The 16,955-nt window shown below is 68.8% G+C and carries 14 protein-coding genes; 6 read left to right on the top strand and 8 right to left on the bottom strand.

What is annotated here, in order from left to right; genetic code table 11:
* Position 1: 1 nt before the first annotated feature.
* Positions 2 to 1,540: an alpha/beta hydrolase gene (locus ADX84_RS05390; RefSeq protein ID WP_369801056.1), complete on the top strand. Its 1,539-nt coding sequence runs from the start codon at positions 2 to 4 to the stop codon at positions 1,538 to 1,540.
* Here ADX84_RS05390 and ADX84_RS05385 read toward each other — a convergent pair.
* On the bottom strand, positions 1,483 to 2,595 hold the full coding sequence (locus tag ADX84_RS05385) for an AraC family transcriptional regulator (RefSeq protein WP_049568432.1): 1,113 nt from the start codon (positions 2,593 to 2,595) through the stop codon (positions 1,483 to 1,485). The two genes, ADX84_RS05390 and ADX84_RS05385, sit on opposite strands and share 58 nt — an antisense overlap.
* A gap of 119 nt (positions 2,596 to 2,714) precedes the next feature.
* On the opposite strand from ADX84_RS05385, the gene ADX84_RS05380 reads away from it, so the two are divergent.
* The 3 genes from ADX84_RS05380 (at position 2,715) to ADX84_RS05370 (ending at position 5,143) form a co-directional block, all read left to right on the top strand.
* Entirely contained in the window at positions 2,715 to 3,131 is a 417-nt protein-coding gene (locus ADX84_RS05380; RefSeq protein WP_049568428.1) for a DUF6069 family protein, read from the top strand.
* A 590-nt stretch (positions 3,132 to 3,721) separates the two neighbouring features.
* Positions 3,722 to 4,624: a polymorphic toxin-type HINT domain-containing protein gene (locus ADX84_RS05375; RefSeq protein ID WP_049568424.1), complete on the top strand. Its 903-nt coding sequence runs from the start codon at positions 3,722 to 3,724 to the stop codon at positions 4,622 to 4,624.
* A 12-nt stretch (positions 4,625 to 4,636) separates the two neighbouring features.
* A complete protein-coding gene (locus ADX84_RS05370) occupies positions 4,637 to 5,143 on the top strand; it encodes a hypothetical protein (RefSeq protein ID WP_049568420.1) in 507 nt (168 codons plus the stop codon).
* A 428-nt stretch (positions 5,144 to 5,571) separates the two neighbouring features.
* Here ADX84_RS05370 and ADX84_RS25950 read toward each other — a convergent pair whose 3' ends face one another.
* Entirely contained in the window at positions 5,572 to 5,814 is a 243-nt protein-coding gene (locus tag ADX84_RS25950) for a hypothetical protein (protein WP_156208029.1), read from the bottom strand.
* Between the two features lie 491 nt (positions 5,815 to 6,305).
* Here ADX84_RS25950 and ADX84_RS05365 point away from each other — a divergent pair, with 491 nt between their 5' ends.
* Positions 6,306 to 7,160 carry a MerR family transcriptional regulator gene (locus ADX84_RS05365; protein WP_082206301.1) on the top strand — a complete coding sequence of 285 codons (855 nt, stop codon included), beginning with the start codon at positions 6,306 to 6,308 and terminating at the stop codon, positions 7,158 to 7,160.
* Positions 7,161 to 7,404: 244 nt separating this feature from the next.
* On the opposite strand, the gene pgl is transcribed toward ADX84_RS05365, so the two are convergent.
* From pgl to tkt, 5 genes are all read right to left on the bottom strand, one after another.
* Entirely contained in the window at positions 7,405 to 8,151 is a 747-nt protein-coding gene (pgl, locus tag ADX84_RS05360) for a 6-phosphogluconolactonase (RefSeq protein WP_049568417.1), read from the bottom strand.
* A 2-nt stretch (positions 8,152 to 8,153) separates the two neighbouring features.
* Entirely contained in the window at positions 8,154 to 9,074 is a 921-nt protein-coding gene (locus tag ADX84_RS05355; RefSeq protein ID WP_049568414.1) for a glucose-6-phosphate dehydrogenase assembly protein OpcA, read from the bottom strand.
* Positions 9,075 to 9,102: 28 nt separating this feature from the next.
* Positions 9,103 to 10,653, bottom strand: coding sequence for a glucose-6-phosphate dehydrogenase (gene zwf / locus ADX84_RS05350; RefSeq protein ID WP_049568412.1), 1,551 nt, complete (start codon positions 10,651 to 10,653; stop codon positions 9,103 to 9,105).
* 118 nt (positions 10,654 to 10,771) lie between these two features.
* The gene (gene tal / locus ADX84_RS05345; RefSeq protein ID WP_049568410.1) at positions 10,772 to 11,878 is read right to left on the bottom strand and encodes a transaldolase; all 1,107 of its coding nucleotides are present in this window, start codon (positions 11,876 to 11,878) and stop codon (positions 10,772 to 10,774) included.
* A 69-nt stretch (positions 11,879 to 11,947) separates the two neighbouring features.
* Positions 11,948 to 14,041, bottom strand: a complete 2,094-nt coding sequence (gene tkt, locus ADX84_RS05340; protein WP_049568406.1) for a transketolase — start codon at positions 14,039 to 14,041, stop codon at positions 11,948 to 11,950.
* Between the two features lie 704 nt (positions 14,042 to 14,745).
* Here tkt and ADX84_RS05335 point away from each other — a divergent pair.
* Positions 14,746 to 15,720 carry a heme o synthase gene (locus ADX84_RS05335; RefSeq protein ID WP_049568403.1) on the top strand — a complete coding sequence of 325 codons (975 nt, stop codon included), beginning with the start codon at positions 14,746 to 14,748 and terminating at the stop codon, positions 15,718 to 15,720.
* 668 nt (positions 15,721 to 16,388) lie between these two features.
* On the opposite strand, the gene ADX84_RS05330 is transcribed toward ADX84_RS05335, so the two are convergent.
* Positions 16,389 to 16,820, bottom strand: a complete 432-nt coding sequence (locus ADX84_RS05330) for a hypothetical protein (RefSeq protein ID WP_049568399.1) — start codon at positions 16,818 to 16,820, stop codon at positions 16,389 to 16,391.
* Positions 16,821 to 16,955 lie beyond the last annotated feature (135 nt).

Raw genomic sequence — 16,955 nt, 5'->3', positions numbered from 1 at the left:
TCTGGGGGCCGCAGGGGCGGCGTTGGCGCTGATCGTGACGGCGGGGTTCGCCCCACTCGACGAGCAGGACCTCGCACGCTCGTTCTACGGGCAGCACATCGACTGGCGACCCTGCCTGTCCCCGGAGGAACTGGCCGAGGCCGAACCGGTCGAGGGCGACCCCGACTGGCGGGCACGCCTGGAGTGCGGCACCGTCACCGTTCCCGTCGACCACGGTGACCCCGGCGGCCGGACCATCGAGACCGCCGTGGTGCGGCACCCGGCCCAGGGACCGGCGGACCAGCGCCGGGGCTCCCTGGTGTTCAACTTCGGCGGCCCCGGCCGCGCGGGCGTGGCCCAGTTCGAGTCCGGACCCCTCCCCGTGAGCAGGCGGATCCGTGACTCCTTCGACCTCGTCTCCTTCGACCCGCGCGGCGTGGGGGAGAGCGCAGGGTTCACCTGCCCGGAGTGGGACGCCATGGAGCGGCCGCTGGAGGAGATCGCGGGCCTCGAACCCGACAGGGTCGGCCCCGACCAGCTCCGGGACCTCGAACGCACCGCTCATAGGTTCACCTGGAGCTGTGTGGACGAGGTCGGCACGGAGTTCCTCGCCAACATGGGCACCGTCAACGTGGTCCGCGACCTCGACCTGGTCCGCGACGCCCTGGGCGATGAACGGCTCACCTACGTGGGTTTCTCCTACGGCACCTACGTCGGCGCCCTGTACGCCGAGATGTTCGCGGAGAACACCCGCGCACTGGTGCTGGACGGGGCCCTCCAGAACCAACGCGGCGTGATCGCGGACGGGGTGGAGCAGAGCGAGGGGGCGCAGAGGGCCTGGGAGGCCTTCGTCTCCTACTGCCTGGAGAAGGCGCCGGAGTGCCCGTTCACCGGTGCGGAGGAGGCCCCGGCCGAGGCCGAAGCCCTCCTGGCCGGGATCGACGCCGACCCGATCGTCGTCCAGAACACCAGGATCGACCGTCACGAGATGCTCGCGCTGCTCCGGGACTCCCTGTACACCGAGCGGCAGTGGGAGAGCGACGCCCGCCTGTTGGCCCGGATCGTCGAGGGCGACACCCAGGACCCCTTCGTCCAGGCCTACCTGGGGAGCTTCGTCGCCGGTCAGCGGGACGACCGGGGTGCGACGCAGTCAGCCTTCACGGCGGTGCAGTGCGCCGACCACGCGCGGCCCGGTGGCATCCGTGCGTACCAGGAGGGAGCCCAGCGCGCGGCGAGGGTGTCCCCGTTCTTCGGCGGCGACGAGATCTGGTCGTACCTGCCCTGCGCCTCCTGGCCGGACACCGAACTCGCGCCCGGCGGCCTGAGCGCCCCGATGGCGCCGCCGCTCCTGGTCGTCGGAACCCGAGCCGACCCGGCCACCCCGTACGCGTGGTCCGAGGAACTGGCCGACCAGCTGACCACGGCGACCCTGCTCACCTACGAGGGAGGCGGGCACACCGCCTACGCGGGCGGCCGCGCCTGTGTGGACGGCGTGGTCGACGCCTACCTCCTGGACGGCGTGGTCCCCGCGACCGGCGCCTCCTGCCCCGGAGAACTCTGAGCGGACCCGGACTCGTCCAACGCGGGCCGCTCGGTGGGATCGGACGCCTCGCGGTAGCGGCCGGGGGACAGTCCGAACTCGCGCTTGAAGGCAGTGGCGAAGGCGAACTGGGACGAGTAGCCCACCCGAGTTGCCACCGAGCTGATCGGAGCGTCCTCCTCGCGCAGCAGCCGAGCGGCCGTGGTCAGCCGCCACCACGTGACGTAGGCCAGAGGTGACTGCTTCACCAGCGCCGTGAAGCGACGGGAGAAGGCGGCACGGGAGAGACCGGCCCGCTCGCCCAGCTCCGCCACGCTCCAGGTGTGCGCGGGGTCGCGGTGCACGGCCTGGATCGCGGCGTGCACCCCGGGGTCGCGCAGGGCGCCCGCGAAACCGCAGCCCGGATTGTCGCCGCTCTCCCGGATCTCCTCCAGATAGGTGCGCAGGATGTACACGACCAGCATGTCCAACAGGTGCGGGATCAGGGTGTCCCCACCAGGACGGTTCGTCCCCAGTTCCCGACCGAGGAGCCCCACCGCCAACGGGAGCTCCGATCTCCGTCCCACCTTTGCGGGCAGGTGCACCACGGAGGGCAACTCAGCGAGCAGGGGATGCGGTCTCGACGCGCTCGCGTGGTAGGAGCCACCCACCGTGACACAGGTGGGCTCGCCGTCACCAGAGTCCCCGATCGTGGTGGCCCCGAAAGTGGTCGGGACCTCCTTGGGGCGGGCGTACCCCCGTGAGCACACCAGGGTGGGCACGGTTTCACCGGCCGCGGCCGTGGCGATGTCGCTCTGGTGGCGTAGCACTCCGGCGCAGTCCACGGCGCCCTCGGTCTGTGGGGAGCTGCCCAGCGAGTGCTCCCGGCCGCGCGGCAGGAACAGCACGTCGCCCGGGCCCAGCTGGAGGGGCTGCTCGCCATGTGTCAGGAGCCAGGTGGAGCCCTGCAACACCACCAGAAACTTGGCTCCGGGGATCTCCGGGAACCGTGTCGCGTAGGGGGCGTGCCACTCGATCCGTGCCGAGTGCGGCTGACCCGTGCGCACCGTGGAGATGACGTCGCTCAGTACATCCATAGCGCGATCGTACTCGCTCGTGGACGATCACGCATAAATTCAAGCGGATCACGCATAGGAAGTCTCGAACACGCTCCGTATGGTCGTTACGAACCTCCATCGAAGCAGGGAAATGAGCTATGAGCGTCACCGAGCCCCGAACCGTCACCCGCCCGACCTGGCAGCCGCGCCTGGTCGCCGTGCTCGCGGTCACCGTCGTCAACACCGTCCTCGCCCTCGCGGCGCCCCTGTTCGGCGCCGACCTGGTGGTCGCGCCCCAAGGGCAGGAGCCCGGGGCCCTCGCATGGCCCGCCTTCACGGTCTTCACCATCGGGTTCGCCCTGCTCGGTTGGGGCGTGCTCGCTCTGGCCGAGCGCCTCCTGGGTGCCCGGCGCGGCCGTCTGGTGTGGACGGTCGTTGCGGTGCTCATCGTCGCGGGCATGTTCCTGCCACCGCTCACTGTGGGCGCCACGACCGCGACGGTCGTCGTCCTGCAACTGGCGCACCTGGTCGTGGCCGCTGTCATCCCCGTGTTCTGGCGCACCTCCCGCGCCTGAGGCCGCTGACACGCCACGGCCACCTCTGATGAGGTTGGCCTCACCTAGCCAAGGAGGCCGTGGCGTGTCCGACGAGCGGCCCGAGTTCGACCATCTCCTGCACTGGGTCCCGGACGTGCCCGAAGCGGGCCAACAGTAATCCGGTGAGTTTTACTGACCCTGACGGGCTGTTCCTTCGCAAGACCTGGAACAAGGTGCGTCGTGCGGCAAGTCGAGTGAAGAATCGAGTACGGACATCCGTGCGCAGCCGGTGGAACAACTCCCGAGCCCGAACCATTCGTCAGTCCATTCGACGTACGACCATCAGGATTCAACGCCGTACCTTCAATCGAGTCGAGCGTGTGACACGGAGGGTTCCCTTCCGGCGGCAGGCGTGGAACGCTATGTATGGGCTAACTGCGTCCACCCAGAGAATCAATTCGGGCATGTGGGTTGCCGATAGAATAGCCAGGACAATTGGGCTCCCAACGCAAAAGGAGACGTTCGAGAGGTTCGGAGGAGACAAGAACTCTAGGTCATTCCGGAGTGTCGAACTCGCCTTTGATGCGGGTATCGAATTGGCAACAGGGCCTATTCCCGCGGGCAGTGCGATGCGGGCCCTGCGCAACGGTGACAAACTCAAGGATGTCTTCTCCCGCTTCCGCAGGGGCGGGAACTGCAACAGCTTCGCTGCGGGAACCCCGGTGGTGATGGCTGATGGAACCACCAAGCCGATCGAGGAGGTTCAGGTCGGTGACCAGGTGTTGGCCACCGATCCTGAGACTGGCGAAGAGGGCACTCGTGAGGTGCTGGCCACGATCGTGGGGTCGGGTGCCAAGACCCTCGTCGAGATCACCGTGGACACCGCCGTTCAGGTGGAGGCCACCGACGTCGGACACGGTGTGATCGATGAGGCGCTCGGTCGTCCTGGGCCGATGGTGCTGGGTGATGTCATCATCGCCACTGATGGGCACCCTTTCTGGTCCCCGGAGCTGGACGCCTGGATTGACGCGATCGACCTGGTTCCGGGCATGTGGTTGCTCTCCTCTGAAGACACTCTTGTCCAGGTCACCGGGATCGAGGTGTGGACACAGCCCGCCACGGTCCACAACCTGACCATCCAAGGCATTCACACGTACTATGTACTCGCTGCTCAGACGCCGGTCCTGGTTCACAACAGCAACGGGTGTGTGAACTGGGCGTCCAATAGCGTGAAAACTTGGGGGCACACATTCAAGACCTGTGGCGCTGGGGCGAAGAACACACAGGCGCTGACTGATCGTGCGCGCAGTACGGGGAACCAGCAAGGTCAATGGTTGGACAACGATGCTGCTGCAGAGTTTCTCAGGGGGATCCATGTCGAAGGAGCAGGCCCCAGGTCGGTGCAGATCCCGGAGGGAATGGGTCAGGTCATTATGCCGGATGGGAGCATTGTCCAGGCACGCGCAGCTACCGTCGTACCGAGCCGAAATGGTCTGTACAAAACAGGATTTCCGATCATTGGCTCGAACTAGGAGGCTGGAGAGATGAGCTTCTCAGTGTCGTTGACTCTGGCCGTGCCGCCAGCCGCCCCGCCTCCTGACTCAGCGAGTCTGGAGCTGGATGGAGACTACGAAACTCTCGTCATGGAGGCGTGTAGTGTCCTCTCCGAAGTTGAAGGCTGCAGATTCCACATTGGCGGCTTCGGGGATGATGAGTGGCCGCTCGATGTCGCGTATGACTTGTCTGTTTTCATGGAGCAACTGCCATCGCTTCTGGTGGGCGTGCGCGAACGCCGCGAAGTCGAGGTGGATCTTTACTCGCAAGGCATCGAGAGGACTTTGACCTTCCGGCCAAGCGGAGATCTCGTGATGATTCACTGTGATTCTCGGACCCACTGGGTTCCAGATCCGGTGTGTGAGAGCATCGCGCAGTGCGAGCTGGTTGCGATGCTCTCAAAATTGGCCGAGGAGTTCGCTGGAGGGTTGAAGGCGATCAATTCTGAACTGTCAGAGATCGCGCCATTCGAAGGCTGGTTGGAGGGTGAGGCGTAGCCTGGCTGCCCGATCCCGCAACCCTCGCGCTGAATAGCAACAGCAAGGTTGAAGCCCCGTCAGGTGCGTCCTGGCGGGGCTTCTGGGGTGGTTGACGGCAACGTCAGCGGACGGCGGCTCCGACGAGGGGCCGGGTGAGGGTGGACACTTCGATCGGGGCGCCGTCGGGGCGGGTGAAGACGCAGCCGCTGTCCTTCCATTCCATCCCCATCGCCTCACGTTCCTGGAGTTGCTGGTCGCGGTTTGGTTCGAGGGCACCGCGTGGGAAGCGCGATACGTCGTTCGGTGCGTGCCCTGCTGTCGGTGCTGGGGGTTGTCCTTGGAAAATTTGTTCTGGATTGGAATTCCGACTGTACATTTGATCCCGTTGGGACTGTTTATGACGGTGCTGCCAACATGACGTCGACGGTCATTGGGAATGAGATTTCTCAGCGTGGGTGATTCAAAGCCAGGGTTCGATATTGAATGACTTTTCGGGGTGTTATCTTGAGGGTTGATGTCAGATTCCAGCGGTGGTCTTCGGTGTCGGCCGCCTGTGTTTTCTCCCTGCTCTTCGCTCTGTTGCTTTTTGGGGTTGGGGTGGGGGTGGCTGCGTCTGGGCAGATGAATATCGATGGAGTGGCGTTCATTTTGATTATCGTTCCGGTGGCGTCTGTCTTCTTCTGGTTCATATTCAAGCTGTCAATATTCTCTGGCCTTGATCCGCGACAGGGTGTGAGTTCGGAATTTTTCGAAGGGGGAAGATATTCCGATTGACCTGATCTCCTCGGTGGGGTGGAAGGGCGGAGTGCATCTCACTTTGGTTGACGGGAGCAGGGTTGGCTGCCTGGCCTATCCGAACTCGCTGTTTTCTTTGGCATTGCGATACGGGAACTTCAGGAATGTGGCCACATCGTTGGGAAGGGAAATCGAAAGAAGGTACAAAGCCTCCAATGAAGGGGACTTCGTGGGTTTGCAGGAGAGGCAACGATGGCATGCGTACCTAATGCCATGCATCGGCTTGTCCTGCGCTCTTCTGATCCTGGTGGGCTATCTGACCTCTTCCTGAGGTGGACACGTCTTCTGTGGCCAGGCGAGTCTCGTCAGCCGGACTTCGGTCTGGTGCGTGCTGATCGGAGATACCGCTTGACCCTCTGGTTACTGCAACCCTGAGACTGGCGTCATGGGCCTTTCGATCAAGGATTTCAGCGAGATGAGCGAGCTCTCTCCGCAGACGTTGCGCTTCTACCACTCCGAGGGGCTGCTGGTCCCCGCCATAGTCGACGAGGACACCGGGTACCGCTACTACGACTTCGAGCAGGTCCAGTCCGCCCTGCTGGTCAGTGCCCTGCGCGGCACGGGCATGAGCGTGCGGGACGTGCGCCGGGCGGTGGAGGCACCCGACACGGCGGCCGGGCTGCTCGACGAGCACACCGAGGGGTTGCGCCGCCAGCGCGAGGCCGAGGACGAGGCGATCACGACCGCCCGCAGCCTGCTCACATCGTGGCCCGAGGTGCGACGGCGGGAGGTACCGGAGATGACGGTGCTCTCGACGGAGGTGGCGGTGGTCGGGGTGGAAAAGCAGAGGGGACAGCCGGACCAGTACGACTGGGACGAGGTCGCCGCAGCGGTGAGGGCCGCCGTGGCGGAACTCAGCGCCCTGGCCGAGGAACACGGTGCCGCGGTCGCGGGGGCCCCATGGTTCACATGGGCCGGTGAGACCCACGAACAGCGGGAGAGGGCACTCACCCCGGAGGGGCCGCACTGGCTGGCCAAGGTCCCGGTCGCGGCAGAGGCCCGGCAGTTGGCCGCTCTGGCTGAGCGTGTCGACGTGCAGACCTTCGAGGCCCGCGAGGAACTCGCCATCCACCTGCCGGGCAGGGCCACCATGCCCAAGCACGCCACGGCCCAACTCCGGCTGGTGACCGAGGCTCCCGAGGGTCTCTTCCCCGACGCCTCCACGCAGCGCCACATCCTGCACGGGGACGGGATCGAGACCGCCGTGCGCCTGAACCCCCTCAGCGGGGACCACACCTGAGCCACGGTGGCACCCCGCCACCGGGAGAAGTACGCAACTGCTCCGGTCCGACCCGCGTGCCGACGCGATGATCGCCTCGGCTCTCGGCTGTGTCGAGGCGCTCCTGTCCGCGTGGAGGCCGAAGCGCCACACTGAGCCGCTCTCGGGGATCCTGGCCATCGCCATGGGGCCACCTCCCACTTGAGGGGTCCCCGGACACGACGACGCCCCGGCCGAGTTCCGGCCGGGGCGTTCGCCTGTGCGGCTACAGCTTCGAGGCGGCGGCCTCGTCCACCCAGAACACCGTCTTGTCGGTACCGCGCGCACCGGCCACCGGGGCCTCGTCCACGCTGCCACCGGCCACACCCAGGCGGACCGCGTCGGCCTTGGCCGCACCGGAGGCCAGCACCCACACCTGGCGGGAGCTGCGGATCGACGGCAGGGTCAGGCTGATCCGCGTGGGCGGCGGCTTGGGGGAGTCGTGCACCGCGACCGCCGCGGCCTCGTTCTCGTGCACCCCCGGCAGACCCGGGAACAGCGAGGCCACGTGGTTGTCCGGGCCCAGGCCGAGCAGGCACACGTCGAACTCGGGCACCGGGCCGCGCCCACGAGCCGCCACGGAGAGCGCCTGCGAGTAGTTGGTGGCCGCCCGCTCTGCCTCGGCGTGGTCGGTCCCGTCCGACGACGGCATCGGGTGCACCTGGTGCGACGGGATGTCGATGTCGTTGATCAGCGCGTCACAGGCCTGAGTCTGGTTGCGCTCGGGGTCCCCCTCGGGCAGGAACCGCTCGTCACCCCACCACAGGTGCACGTGCCCCCAGTTCATCCCGCTGGCGAGCGCCTCGTCCCGCAGGACACCCAGCGTCTGGATGCCCACGCCGCCGCCGGTGAGCACCAGGTGGAACTCGCGCTCCTCGGCCTCGGCGCTCACGATCAGCTTCGCCAGCCGCGACACCACGCTCTCGGCGAGCTGCTTGGCGTCGGTGGTGCGGACGATCTCCGGTTCGGTCATCCTCATGCTCCGCTTCCAGCGAGCAGCGGACCCAGGTGGCGGGCCGCACTCGCGTACGTCTCGTCGGCGTCCAGGCGGCGCAGTTCCTCGGCCAGCGCCTGGGAGGCGCCGCGCCGGGACAGCGCCACCGTCTGGTCCGGCTGACCGGTCCTGGACAGTGTGGCCACCCGGCCGTCCACCCGGGAGATCGTGATGTCCCCCTGGTCGGTGGTCAGCCGGACCTCGGTCAGGCCGGGCCCGTGCGAGGTGCCGCGTTCCACCTCCACCTCCAGCCTTTCCGACAGCCAAGCGGCCAGCAGCTCGGCGCTCGGGTAGTGCGGTTCGGCCGTCACCTTGGCCGAGTTCACCCAGCCGCACGGCTGGTCCATGGCGCTGGCCAGCAGCGACCGCCACGGGGTCAGCCGCGTCCAGGTCAGGTCCGTGTCACCCGGACGGTAGTGGGCTACCCGCTCCAGGAGGTCGGCTACCGGATCCTGGGCGCGCAGGGCGTCGGTGATCCGCCGTTGGGCGAGCTTCCCCACAGGGTCGGCGGCCGGGTCGGCCGGACCCTCTCCGGGCCACCACACGACCACGGGCGCGTCCGGGACCAGCAGCGGCGTCAACACGGAGTCGGGGTGCTCGCCCAGCGGACCGTACAGGCGCAGCAGCACCGCCTCACCGGGGCCGGAGGTGCCGGGGCGGCGGATCTCCGCGTCGATGGCGGGCTCGGCCCCCGGGTCGCGGCGGATCAGCGCCACCACCCGCGAGGGGTGCTCGCGCCCCGCCTCGGTGGCCGCGCGGACGGCGTCGTAGTGGTCGGCCTCGTCGGTGACGATGACCAGGGTGAGCACCATGTTCATGGCGCCCCCGCCGACGCTGAGGCGCTCGGCCATGAGCGCCTCGGTGATCTGCGAGGTCGTGGTGCGCGGCAGATAGAGCGTCATCTGTTCCTCCCGGCGTGGACGCGGACGGTCACGGGCGGCGCCACTGGCGTCCGTCCCTGGCGAGCAGTTCCTCGGCCGACTCCGGGCCCCAGGTACCCGAACCGTACTGTTCGGGCTGGCCCGACTCGGCCCAGTACTCCTCGACCGGGTCGAGGATCTGCCAGGACAGCTCCACCTCCTCCTGGCGCGGGAACAGCGGCGGGTCGCCGATGAGCACGTCCAGGATGAGCCGCTCGTAGGCCTCGGGGCTCGCCTCGGTGAAGGACTGCCCGTAGGTGAAGTCCATGCTCACGTCGCGCACCTCCATGGAGGCGCCCGGCACCTTCGACCCGAACCTCAGGGTGACCCCCTCGTCGGGCTGGATGCGCAGCACGAGCGCGTTCTGCCCGAGTTCGCTCACGTCCCCACGGGCGAACAACTGCTGCGGGGCGGCCTGGAACACCAGCGCCACCTCGGTCACCCGGCGCCCGAGCCGTTTGCCGGTGCGCAGGTAGAACGGCACACCCGACCAGCGCCTCGTACCCACGTCCAAGCGCAGCGCCGCGTAGGTCTCGGTCACCGATTCGGACGGGATGCCGTCCTCCTCCAGGTACCCCGGGACCGCGGCCCCGCCCTGCCAACCGGCCGCGTACTGGCCGCGCGCGGTGCCCTTGGACAGGTCGTCGGGGAGCGTCACCGCGGAGAGGACCTTCTCCTTCTCGGCGCGGATCGCGTCCGCGCTGTAGGAGACCGGCTCCTCCATGGCGACGAGCGCCAACAGCTGGAGGAGGTGGTTCTGGATGACGTCGCGGGCCGCGCCGATCCCGTCGTAGTAGCCCGCGCGTCCGCCCACACCGATGTCCTCGGCCATGGTGATCTGCACGTGGTCCACATAGCTGCGGTTCCACAAAGGCTCGAACAGGGTGTTGGCGAAGCGCAGCGCCAGGATGTTCTGGACCGTCTCCTTGCCCAGGTAGTGGTCGATGCGAAACACCGCCGACGGCGGGAACACGTCGTCCACCACCGCGTTGAGCTCCTGGGCGCTCTCCAGGTCGTGCCCGAACGGCTTCTCGATCACCACCCGGCGCCACGGCGTGGTGCCCCCGGCACCCTCACCCTCCTCGGGGGTGGCCAGACCACTGCGCTTGAGCTGGGTGACCACGGTCGGGAACAGCTTGGGCGGCAGCGACAGGTAGAACGCGTAGTTGCCGCCGGTGCCGCGGTGGGCGTCCAGCTCGTGGACGGTCCGGGCCAGTTCGTCGAAGGCCGCATCGTCGTCCAGGTTGCCCTGTACGAACCGCACGCCCTCGCTGAGCTGGCGCCACACGTCCTCGTGGAACGGGGTCCGCGCGTACTTGCGCACCGCCTCGTACGCCTCGGCCGCGAAGTCCTGGTCCTCCCAGTCGCGGCGGGCGAACCCCACCAGACCGAAGCCCGGCGGCAGCATGCCGCGGTTGGCCAGGTCGTAGATGGCGGGCAGGAGCTTCTTCCGGGCCAGGTCACCCGTGACGCCGAAGAGCACCAGCACGCTGGGCCCGGCGATACGGGGGAGCCTTCGGTCCAGGGCGTTGCGGAGCGGGTTGGGTACCGCTCCCGGCATCACCGGTTCTTTCACGGGTTCCGTCTCTTCCTGTCAGGAACGGCCTGGTGGCTGCTGGAACCCGCGTCCGCGCGGCTCGTGCGCGGACGCGGGTCGGTGACCGGGAACGGGGTCCGGGTCAGGAGAGCTCGTCGAGCTTCAGGGTGAGTTGGCCCAGCAGGCTCTCCCAGGAGTCGACGAACTTGACCACGCCGTCCTCCTCGAGGTGACGCGTCACGTCGTCCAGGTCCACGCCGACCTCGGCCAGCCCGGCCAGGTCGGCCTGGGCGGAGTCGTAGTTGGCGCGGACGGTGTCCCCGGTGATCTCACCGTGGTCGGCGGTGGCGTCCAGGGTGGCCTGCGGCATCGTGTTGACGGTGCCGGCCGTGACCAGTTCGGTGACGTAACGGGTGTCCGCGTAGGCGGGGTCCTTCACACCGGTGGACGCCCACAGCGGCCGCTGCGGGGTGGCGCCCTCGGCGGCGAGGGCCTGCCAGCGCTCGGAGGAGAAGACCTGCTCGTGGTCGCGGTAGGCCAGGCGCGCGTTGGCGATGGCGGCGCGGCCGAGCAGCTCCTCGGCGCGCGGGGTGCCGATCTCCCTGAGCCGCTTGTCCACCTCGGCGTCCACGCGGCTGACGAAGAACGACGCCACGGACTGGATGCGGGACAGGTCGTGGCCGTTCTCGCGGGCCAGCTCCAGACCGGCCAGGAACGCCTCCATGACCGCGCCGTAGCGGGCCAGGGAGAAGATCAGGGTCACGTTGACGCTGATGCCGTGCCCGAGCGCCTGGGTGATGGCGGGCAGGCCCTCGACGGTCGCCGGGATCTTGATCATGAGGTTGGGCCGGTCGACCAGCCACCACAGTGACTTGGCCTCGGCGACGGTGCGCTCGGTCTCGCGCGCCAGCCGCGGGTCCACCTCCAGGGAGACCCGGCCGTCCAAGCGGTTGGTGGAGTCGTACACGGGGCGCAGGGTGTCCGCGGCCCAACGGATGTCGTAGGCCGTCAGCAGCCGGACCGCCTCGTCCACCGACACCCCGCGCACACCCAGTTCGTGCACCTGGATGTCGTAGGCGTCACCTTCGGCCAGAGCCTTGTCGAAGATGGACGGGTTCGAGGTGACGCCGGTGACGTGGCGGGTCGACAGCAGTTCGGCCAGGTTGCCGGTGCGCAGTCGGTCACGGCTGATGTCGTCCAGCCATACGGACTGACCTGCCTCGGCCAGGTCCTTCAGAGCGGTGCTCATGTGGGTCTCACGCCTTCCTGGAATTCACACGGAGTGCGGGCCGCCGGGGCCTCCCGGCGGCCCGCGTCGTCAGCTTCCGACCTTGGCCAGGCTGTCGCGGACCGCCGCGACGACCGCCTCGGAGGTGATGCCGAACTTCTCGTAGAGCGTCTCGTAGGGGGCGGAGGCGCCGAAGTGCTCGAGGCTCACCGAGACGCCGGCGTCGCCGACGTAGGAGCGCCAACCCATGGCGATCCCGGCTTCGACGGAGGCGCGGGCGCGCACGGAGGACGGCAGGACCTGCTCTCGGTACTCCGGGCTCTGGGCCTCGAACCACTCCACACACGGCATGGAGACCACGCGGGTCGGCGTACCGGCCGCCTCCAGCTCGGTGCGGGCGGCCAGAGCCAGCTGCACCTCGCTGCCGGTGGCGATGATGATCGCCTCGGGGCTGCCGCCGGAGGCCTCGGCCAGGACGTAGCCGCCCTGGGCGGCGCCCTCGGCCGAGGCGTACTCGTCCCGGTCAAGGGTGGGCACGTTCTGGCGGGTGAGGGCCAGGGCGCAGGGGCCGTCGGCGTTGGCCATGACCTCGCGCCAGACCACGACGGTCTCGTTGGCGTCGGCCGGGCGGATCACGTTCAGGCCCGGGATGGCGCGCAGCGCCCACAGGTGCTCGATGGGCTGGTGGGTGGGGCCGTCCTCGCCCAGACCGATGGAGTCGTGCGTCCACACGTAGGTGACCGGCAGCTTCATCAGCGCGGCCAGGCGCACGGCCGGACGCATGTAGTCGCTGAACACCAGGAACGTGCCGCCGTAGGGGCGGGTGGGGCCGTGCAGGGCGATGCCGTTGAGGATCGAGCCCATGCCGTGCTCGCGGATACCGAAGTGCAGCACGCGCCCGTACGGGTTGCCCGGGAACATGCTGCTGGCCCGGTCGAAGGGCAGGAAGGACGGCTCGCCCTTGGGCGTGGTGTTGTTGGACCCGGCGAGGTCGGCGGAGCCGCCCCACAGCTCGGGCAGCACCGGGGCGATGGCGTTGAGCACCTCACCGCTGGCCTTGCGGGTGGCCACCCCCTTCTCGCTGGCCTCGAACGAGGGCAGGGAGTCCTCCCAGCCCTCGGGCAGCTTGCCCGACTGGAGGCGGTCGAAAAGCTCGGCGTGCTCACCGGCGCCGCGGTGCCAGGCGGCCAGGGCCTCGTCCCACGCGGTGTGCGCCTCGCGGCCTCGGACCAGGGCCTCACGGGTGTGCTCGATCACGGAGTCCTCTACCGCGAACGGGGCGTCGGGCAGGCCGAGGATCTCCTTGGTGGCGGAGATCTCGTCGGCGCCGATCGCCGCGCCGTGGATGGCGCCCGTGTTCTGCTTGTTGGGAGCGGGCCAGCCGATGACGGTGCGCAGGCGGATGAAGGTGGGACGCTCGGTCTCGGCCTTGCCGCGCAGGATCGCCTGGTAGAGGGCGTCGATGTCCTCGACGTACTCGCCGGTCGCGGTCCAGTCGACCTCCTCCACGTGCCAGCCGTAGGCGGCGTAGCGGGACACGACGTCCTCGCTGTGCGCGATGCGGGTGTCGTCCTCGATCGAGATCTGGTTGTCGTCCCAGATCATGACGAGGTTGCCCAGGTTCTGCGTCCCGGCCAGGGCGCTGGCCTCGTGGCTCACGCCCTCCTGGACGTCGCCGTCGGAGCAGAACGCGTAGACGTGGTGGTCGAAGGGGCTGGCGCCCGGACCGGCCTCGGGGTTGAACAGGCCGCGCTCGCGGCGGGCCGCCATGGCCATGCCGACGGCGTTGCCGACACCCTGGCCGAGGGGGCCGGTGGTGGTCTCCACACCGGCGGTGTGACCGACCTCGGGGTGGCCCGGGGTCAGGCTGTCCCACTGGCGCAGGTTCCGCAGGTCGTCGAGGGTGAGGCCGTACCCGGCGAGGTAGAGCTGGATGTACAGGGTGAGGCTGGAGTGACCGATCGACAGCACGAAGCGGTCCCGGCCCACCCACTCGGGCGCTGCGGGGTCGTGCCGCATCACCTTCTGGAAGAGGAGGTAGGCGGCGGGCGCGAGGCTCATCGCGGTGCCGGGGTGACCGTTACCCGACTTCTCTACCGCGTCCATGGCCAGCGCCCGAACCGTGTTGACGGCGCGGAGGTCGAGGTCCGACCACTCCAGGTTCTTCGGGGTGTGGGCGTTCACGGACTTGTCTGCTCCTTCTCGGCACCCGTGCACCCGGTTCCGGGGCGGGTGTGGGTTGTGTGCGTGCTGTAGGCCGGGCACCCCGTCGGCGGCCCACCGGGTCGGCGGATCGCGGGGGAGGGCGGGATCGGCTTCGACGGCTCGCGCGGCGTGGCCCCGTGGCGTGGGGCTCGGGCCGCGGAGTCGGCGCGACAGCGTCTGGGTCACGGTGTCCGGAGCTCGGTCCCCGTGGTGACGGGGTCGAGAACAGGGCCGTATGTGAGCCTATCGTCCGTGGCCGTGGATGTCGTTTCCCGACACCTTTGGTTACTGGCTGGTAGGGGCCCGTGGGCGCCGCCTCGCGTCCGCCCGCAGGTGCCGTGAGGTGCGGCCGTGCGGCCGCTCGGGGCGCGTGGCACGTTGGAAGCTCCAAGGGGCCTGTGCGACCCTTCTGTACACCCAAGCGGAGGTCCGGTGCCCGGAGCGATCGGTCGCCAGGGCCGGAGGTCATCCGTACGGAGGGGGCTGGTCACCGATCCGGACAGGTAAGTACTACACTTTGTCGTTGACGGGGTTTTCGCTGATCCTGCCGCTTTGTCGGTCCGATCCACCCCGCGTGGCGAGCAGTGTCGATTCCCTAAGAGTTGTCGAGGTATCCGCGTGTCTGAAACCGAGCCGGCCCCCCAGGGGACACGAGTGCCTCCGGGCGTGAGGGCGCCGATCTGATGGCCCTCACCAACCGCGCACCCCACACCGGTGAGTCCGACATCGAGGCGTCCGACCCCGAGGCCCCCCGCAAGGCCTCCTTCGGCGACCACGCCCGTGCCTACGTCGCCCTCTCCAAGCCCCGCGTCATCGAGCTCCTCCTCATCACCACCATCCCGGTGATGTTCGTCGCCGCCGGGGGCGTGCCCCCGCTGTGGACCGCCGTCGCCACCCTGGTGTTCGGCACCATGTCCGCCGCCAGCGCGAACGCGATGAACTGCTACATCGACCGCGACATCGACCGTGAGATGCGTCGCACCCGACAGCGTCCCGGCGCGATGGACCTGGTCACACCGCGCGGAGCCCTCACCTACGGGCTGATCCTGGCGATCGGCTCCACCGTCGGCTTCCTCGTTCTCGTGAACGTGCTCTCGGCCGTGCTGTCGGTCTTCGCGATCGCCTTCTACATCTTCGTCTACACGATGCTGCTCAAGCGGCGCACCGCGCAGAACGTCGTGTGGGGCGGCATCGCGGGCTGCATGCCGGTGTTGATCGGCTGGGCCGCCGTCACCAACAGCCTGGACTGGGCGCCGTTCGTGCTCTTCCTGGTGGTGTTCTTCTGGACGCCGCCGCACACCTGGACGCTGGCCATGCGCTACCGCGAGGACTACGCGGCAGCCCAGGTCCCCATGCTGCCCGTGGTCGCCAGCGACCGCCGTGTGCTGCTGGAGTCGGTGCTCTACACCTGGGCGACCGTGATCGTCTCCCTGATCTTCTGGCCGGTCGCCGGGACCACCTGGTTCTACGGCGTGGTCGCCCTGGTGCTGGGCGCTCTGCTGGTCGTGCAGGCCCACCGCCTGCTCAGCCGCTCCAAGGCGGGCGTGACCGGCGCCCAGCTCAAGACGATGAACTTCTTCCACCTCACCAACGCCTACCTGGCGCTGCTGTTCGTGGCGGTCACCGTCGACCCGCTCATCGCGCGCTTCCTCTCCTAGACACCGGCCCCGCTGGCACGTTGGCCGCGGGGTCCTTCACGACGGCGTTCCTCCCACGGGGGGGAACGCCGTTCGTGTGGGTGGGCGCACCTTCCCGTCACGGGTGGGCGCTCCAGCTTCCCGATGGCAACAACCACCCCTTGCTCCCGCTTCCTCGAAGCGGCCACCAGGCAGCTCTGTGAGGTGGACACCAACCTGGTCGTCCCGCAACCCCTGGCCTCGGCTCTGGCGATGGCCGACACCCGTGCCCGCGCCGCCGTGGAGAGCCTCCTGCCCCACGCCCTCCACTCGCACACCAGCCCCTCCACCCAGATCACCGACACCTGTGCGGACCTCCCCGCCTCAGCCGACTCCGGAACCTCCGCCGCGGGGTTCCCGGAGATTCCAGTCTCCCCGATCGGAAGCGGGCCGGACGGGTTGTCCACAGGGTCGATTTCGGAGGCATCCGCGCCACGAGGCGCTCCACTCCCACCAACCCCGGCAACCACCACCCGGTCCAAGGCCCGCGACTGGTCGGCCCGCCGAGAGCCCCCGCTCCGTCCCGCCGACGGCCACAGCGGTACCGAGGCTTCGGAGGGCCGCGCCCACCCACCCCACGGCCGTGCGCTCCCAGCTCGACACCTTCGCCCGGGGCTGACGCCCTGTGAGGGTCTCAGGAGGACGGGGTCTCAGCTCCGGCTGACGCCCCGCCCCCCGTTGCGGCGCCACACCAGGACCGCGGACCACACGACGGTGGCCACGAGTACCAGGGCCAGTGGCACGTGCGCCTGGAGCGGCCCGTAGGTGCCCAGGGCGGCCTGCGGGAAGCCCAGCACGAACGCCAGCAGACTCACCAGCGCCACCAGCCGGTCATGCGCGGGACCGGCCGACGATCCCGCGCGCCACACCAGGACGGCGGCCAGCAACTGCACGCCGCTGGCCACGTGCACCGCGAAGGCGCCGCCCCAGTGCAGAGGCAGGGCGGCCATGTTGAACGTGATCAACTGTCCCGCCGTGAGGAACTCCCACAGGAGAGCGGCCAGGCTGGCGCCCACCGCGACACGAAGGAGCAGGAGCCAGGGTGGGTTTCCCCCGCGCTCGGTGGTGGTGTTCGGGTCCATGCCGTGGCCTCATCTTCCGTGTTGACGATCGCTCCGATCCTCTCGTACCCAACCGCAGCCGGGCACGAGATCGCGGGCGTGGCGCGGGTCGTGGCCCCCGCCCTCCGGGGACCGGCGCCGAGGCGGAGCCGACCC

This window comes from Nocardiopsis sp. SBT366 (assembly GCF_001083815.1).
GTDB classification, from domain to species: Bacteria; Actinomycetota; Actinomycetes; order Streptosporangiales; family Streptosporangiaceae; genus Nocardiopsis; species Nocardiopsis prasina.
This window is presented reverse-complemented; position numbering and strand designations above follow the sequence as displayed.